A 5,037-nucleotide genomic window follows, 5' to 3' on the forward strand; every position below is an offset into this window, starting at 1 on the left:
GCCCTGCGGCGTCTTCACTGACGCCATCGCCAGCAGGCTGGCTCCCACAGGTATCGCGGCTGTACACAACATCGGCGGCCACCCCAAACACCTGTGGTACATGCTGGATCTGCGGCCACACCAAACCTGTGGGAGCTTGCCTGCAAGCGATGGGGCCAGCACAGCAAACAAACAGTGAATCCGGGTGCCACTCTATCCCTGCACACCACAAACCCCTGTGGGAGCTGCGGTGCGACGACTCGACTTGCCAGCGATGAGGCCGGCACAGCCACCCCATAACTGTCAGGCCGTACGCGCCTGCAGCAGCTGCGCCGCACACAACGCAATCCGCGAACAGGCATCGGCCAGGCGCCCCCGATCCACCACCAGCCCAATGCGGATATGTCCCGCCGCACTGGGCCCGAAGGCCTCCCCGGCGAGCACCGACACTGCGTAGCCTTCCAGCAGTCGCTCGGCGAACGCCTGGGCGCCGAGCCCGGTCTGGCGCACATCGACCATCACGAACATCCCGCCGTCGGGGCGCACCGGGTGCAGGCCCGGGCAACCGCGCAACCGGTCGCACACCAGATCCCGGCGCAGCCGGTACTCCTCGCGCATCTGCGCCACCTCCGGCAAGTCCTTTTCCAGCGCCACCTGCGCCGCCTTCTGCACGAAGTCCGGCAGGCCGAACAGCATGCTCAAGGACAGGTTCACCAGATGTTCGGCCAGGGTCTTGGGCCCGATCATCCAGCCGATGCGCCAGCCGGTCATGGCGTGGGACTTGGACAGGCTGTTGACCGTCGCCGTGCGCTCGGCCATGCCCGGCAGGCTCGCCGGGCTGACATGCTCGCCCTCGTAGAGCAGATCGCTGTACACCTCGTCGCTGATCAGCCACAGGTCATGGCGGATGCACAGCGCCGCCAGCTCCTGCCAGACCAGCAACGGCAGGCTGGCGCCCGAAGGGTTGTTGGGACTGTTGAGCAGCATGGCGCGGGTCTTGGCGGTGATCCGCGACGCGACGTCCGCCGGGTCGACGCGAAAGCCGTTCTCGGGCCGCACCGGCACCGGCACCACCGTGGCCCCGCAGGCGCCGAAGACGCCCTCGTAGGTGACGTACATCGGCTCGGCGACGATCACTTCGTCGCCCGGATCGAGCAGGCATTGCGCCACCGAATACACCGCGCATTGCGCGCCGGGCATGACGATCACGTGGTCGGCGTCCACCGCTTGACCGCTGCGCCGCTGGTGGCGCCGGGCGATCAGGCTGCGCAGGGCATGCTGGCCGCGCACCTCCGAGTAGTGCGTATCGCCGGCCAGCAGGCTGTCGATGGCGCCGTGGATGATCGGCAGCGGCGTATCGAAATCCGGATCGCCCACGGTCAGCAGCAGGACATCGACGCCTTCGGCGCGCAACTCCAGCGCTCGGTCGTGAATCCGCCAGGCCGCTGCTCCCTCCCCGGCGATCCGTTGGGTCAAGGCTGAATAGCGCATGTACGTCTCCTGGTTGCGCGGTCTCCAGCCTTCACCGTATCTCAAATCACGAAACGCGCCACCATGGCGTTCAAATCCACCGCCAGACGCGACAGTTCGTGGGTCGCGGCGCTGGTCTGGTTGGCCCCGGCGGCCGATTGGGTGGCCAGGTCGCGGATGTTGACCAGGTTGCGGTCCACTTCCCGCGAGACCTGCGCCTGCTCTTCCGACGCGCTGGCGATCACCAGGTTGCGTTCGTTGATCTGATGGATCGACTGGGTGATCTGCTCCAGGGCGATGCCGGCGGCGCGGGCCATTTCCAGGGTGGATTGGGTGCGCTGGTTGCTCTGCTGCATCGACTCGACCGCCTCGCCGGTGCCGTTCTGGATGCCGGCGACCATTTTCTCGATTTCCTGGGTCGATTGCGCGGTGCGGTGGGCCAAGGCCCGCACTTCGTCCGCCACCACCGCAAAGCCGCGTCCGGCCTCCCCGGCACGGGCCGCTTCGATGGCGGCGTTGAGCGCCAGCAGGTTGGTCTGCTCGGCGATGGCGCGGATCACGTCCAGCACCTTGCCGATGTCGCGGCCCTGGGCGGCCAGGCCTTCGATCATCTGCGCGGTGTTCTGCACGTCGTGGGTCATGGTCTGGATCGCGTCGACGGTCTTCACCACTTGGTCGCGGCCTTCGCGGGCGGCGTGGGTGGACTGGTTCGAGGCTTCGGAGGTGGACACGGCGTTGCGCGCCACTTCTTCCACGGCGGCGGTCATTTCATTGACGGCGGTGGCGGCCTGTTCGATTTCGTCGTTCTGCTGCTGCAGGCCGCGGGAGGCCTCTTCGGTCACCGCGCTGAGCTCTTCGGCGGCGGCGCCCAGCTGCGTGGCGGAGCCGGCGATCTGTTCGATGGTCTTGCGCAGGTTGGTCTGCATCTGCGCCAGCGCTTCGAGCAGGCGCGCCGGTTCGTCCTTGCCGTCGACCTCGATGGCTTTGGTCAGGTTGCCGCCGGCGATGGTCTGCGCCGCCGTCACCGCACGGTTCAGCGGGGTGACGATGCTGCGGGTCAGCAGCAGGGCCAGCAGCACGGTGGCCACGGCCGCGATGAGCGCGACGACGACAATCCCGGAGATGGCGCTGCTGTAGTGCTCGCCGGCCTGGACCGAGGCGGTCTTCGCATCGGCGGCGTTGATCGCGATCAGTTTGTTGAGCTGCTCGCCCATCAGGTCGGTGCCGTCCTTGATCTTGGTGTTGATCAGGGTGCGCATCTCGTCGAGCTTGTCCTGGCGCGACAGGTCCATCATCTGGTTCTGCGCTTGCAGGTAGCTGTCCAGGGTGTTGGCGAACGACTGATACAGCGCGCGCTCTTCGGCGCCGGCCGGCAATGCCGCGTAGGCGGCCTGGGCCGTGCGCACTTTGTCCACCAGCACGCCGATGCGGGTCTGGGCCTCTTGCAGGCCGGCCGGCTCGCGGTTGACCAGGATGCGGAACGACAGGATGCGCAGGCGCAGGACGTTTTCCGTCACCACGGCAAGCTGGGTCACGCTGGGCAGTTGCGTGGTTTCCATGTCGATGGAGGCCTGGCGGATGATCGACATGCGGTTGACGGCGAACACGCCGAGCACGATCACCAGCAGGGCAATGAAGGCAAAACCTAAGAAGGCACGGGGCGCGATGTTCAGATTACGCAAGGACATAGGAGCACTCTCGAATGAGGGTAACGGCGAGCGTCCTTGCGCTTATCACTGGCCCGTGGTCGGATCCGGTGCGGCGCCACTGTTCGGAGGAGTCTTTGTGCGCCTGACCGTTGTATCGGCCAGGCTTGAGGATTTTTTCGGGCGAGGATGAAATATTTTTCAAGGTGTTGCAGCAATGAAACACCCTCTGTGGCGAGGGAGCTCGCTCCCGCTGGGTTGCGCAGCGACCCCAACATCGATGTGAGCGCTGCGCACTCAAGCGGGACGGTGCGACGATTCGACAAGCTCCCTCGCCACAGAAGGTGTTCAGGTGATCAAATATTGCGCTGGGCCAGTCGCCACACCCGGGCGATGTCGCAGGCCCGCTCGCGCAGCAGGCGCGGCGCTTCGGCGCAGGCTTGCTCCAGCGTCATCGGCCCGCCGGTCACGGCGAAGGCGGCATCGATGCCATGGTCGTAGAGGGCCTGATAGCCCTCGCCCAGCGTCCCGGCGATGACGATCACCGGCACGCCGTGTTGCCTGGCGATGCGCGCCACGCCGAACGGCGTCTTGCCGCGCAGGGTCTGGGCGTCGAAGCGCCCTTCCCCGGTGATCACCAGATCGGCGCCCTGCACGGCATCCGCCAGGCCCACCAGTTCCGCCACCACTTCAACTCCCGCCTGGAAACGCGCACCGAGAAACGCCTTGGCCGCAAACCCCAGACCGCCCGCCGCGCCGCTGCCGGGCTCGTCGCGCACATCCTTGCCCAGCGCCCGGGCGCAGAGGTCGGCAAAATGCCCAAGGGCCTGATCCAGCTGTTGCACCTGCGCCGGCGAGGCGCCCTTCTGCGGGCCGAAGATCGCCGAGGCGCCATGGGGGCCGCACAGCGGGTTGTTGACGTCGGCGGCGATGTCGAAACGCACCTGCGCCAGGCGCGGGTCCAGCCCGTCGATGTCCAGTTGCGCCAACTGCGCCAGGGCGAGGCCGCCCGGCGCCAGCGCTTGCCCGTGGGCATCGCGCAGGTTCACGCCCAACGCCTGCATCGCCCCGGCGCCGCCGTCGTTGGTGGCGCTGCCGCCGATGGCCAGGATCGCCCGCTGCGCCCCGGCGTCCAGCGCCGCGCGAATCAGCTCACCGGTGCCGAACGTGCTGCTGACGCAGGCATCGCGCTGCCCCGGCGGCACCAGTTGCAGGCCGCTGGCCTCGGCCATTTCGATGATCGCGGTGCGGCTGTGCGCCAGCCAGCCCCAGGCGGCGTCGACCGGCGCCCCCAACGGGCCGCGCACCCGGGTGCGGCGCAGTTCGCCTTCGCAGGCGGCCAGGATCGATTCCACCGTCCCCTCGCCGCCGTCGGCCATCGGGCACTTGACCAGCGCCGCCTCGGGCCAGACCTGCGCCAGGCCCGCCGCAATGGCCTCGGCCACGCCTTGGGCGCTCAGGCTGTCCTTGAACGAATCGGGTGCGATGACGATCTTCATGCGAATTCTCCAGTTCCAATGGCGTCCATGCTGCCAGCCGCCATGGCCCTTGACGCCTGTCCGCTGCACAAGCGGCGGGGGCGTTTATTGTTCATTTCCACAAAACCGCGGCTCTGCGAATGACATTGTGGGAGCTGCGGTGCGACGACTCGACTTGCCAGCGATGGCGGTGGGTCAGGCAGCAGAGAGGCTAGCAGCGCCGGCCCCATCGCTGGCAAGCCAGCTCCCACAGGTCTGCGGTGACCACCGATGCGGTGGGCACCCCGCAATCCATGTGGGAGCCAGCCTGCTGGCGATGGCGGTGGGTCAGGCGGCAGAGAGGCTGGCAGTGCCGGCCCCATCGCTGGCAAGCCAGCTCCCACAGGTCTGCGGTGACCACCGATGCGGTGGCACCCCGCAATCCATGTGGGAGCCAGCCTGCTGGCGATGGCGGTGGGTCAGGC

The 5,037-nt window shown here is 67.6% G+C and carries 3 protein-coding genes; all 3 read right to left on the minus strand.

Annotated features, from left to right (window positions below; genetic code table 11):
- Positions 1-282: 282 nt before the first annotated feature.
- The 3 genes from ACIP0B_RS07295 to ACIP0B_RS07305 all read right to left on the minus strand — a co-directional run bounded on the left by ACIP0B_RS07295 (position 283) and on the right by ACIP0B_RS07305 (position 4,594).
- Positions 283-1,470, minus strand: coding sequence for a pyridoxal phosphate-dependent aminotransferase (locus ACIP0B_RS07295; protein ID WP_400830844.1), 1,188 nt, complete (start codon positions 1,468-1,470; stop codon positions 283-285).
- Between the two features lie 41 nt (positions 1,471-1,511).
- Entirely contained in the window at positions 1,512-3,137 is a 1,626-nt protein-coding gene (locus ACIP0B_RS07300; protein WP_400830845.1) for a methyl-accepting chemotaxis protein, read from the minus strand.
- Between the two features lie 314 nt (positions 3,138-3,451).
- Entirely contained in the window at positions 3,452-4,594 is a 1,143-nt protein-coding gene (locus ACIP0B_RS07305; RefSeq protein WP_400830847.1) for a glycerate kinase, read from the minus strand.
- Positions 4,595-5,037 lie beyond the last annotated feature (443 nt).

Origin of the sequence: Pseudomonas sp. NPDC089534, from assembly GCF_044749305.1 — a bacterium.
GTDB lineage: Bacteria > Pseudomonadota > Gammaproteobacteria > Pseudomonadales > Pseudomonadaceae > Aquipseudomonas > Aquipseudomonas ekonensis.

Excerpts from the sequence above, each read along its gene's own strand:
- ACIP0B_RS07295 (WP_400830844.1), bottom strand. The coding sequence starts at position 1,470 with ATGCGCTATTCAGCCTTGACCCAACGGATCGCCGGGGAGGGAGCAGCG.
- ACIP0B_RS07300 (WP_400830845.1), bottom strand. The coding sequence starts at position 3,137 with ATGTCCTTGCGTAATCTGAACATCGCGCCCCGTGCCTTCTTAGGTTTT.
- ACIP0B_RS07305 (WP_400830847.1), bottom strand. The coding sequence starts at position 4,594 with ATGAAGATCGTCATCGCACCCGATTCGTTCAAGGACAGCCTGAGCGCC.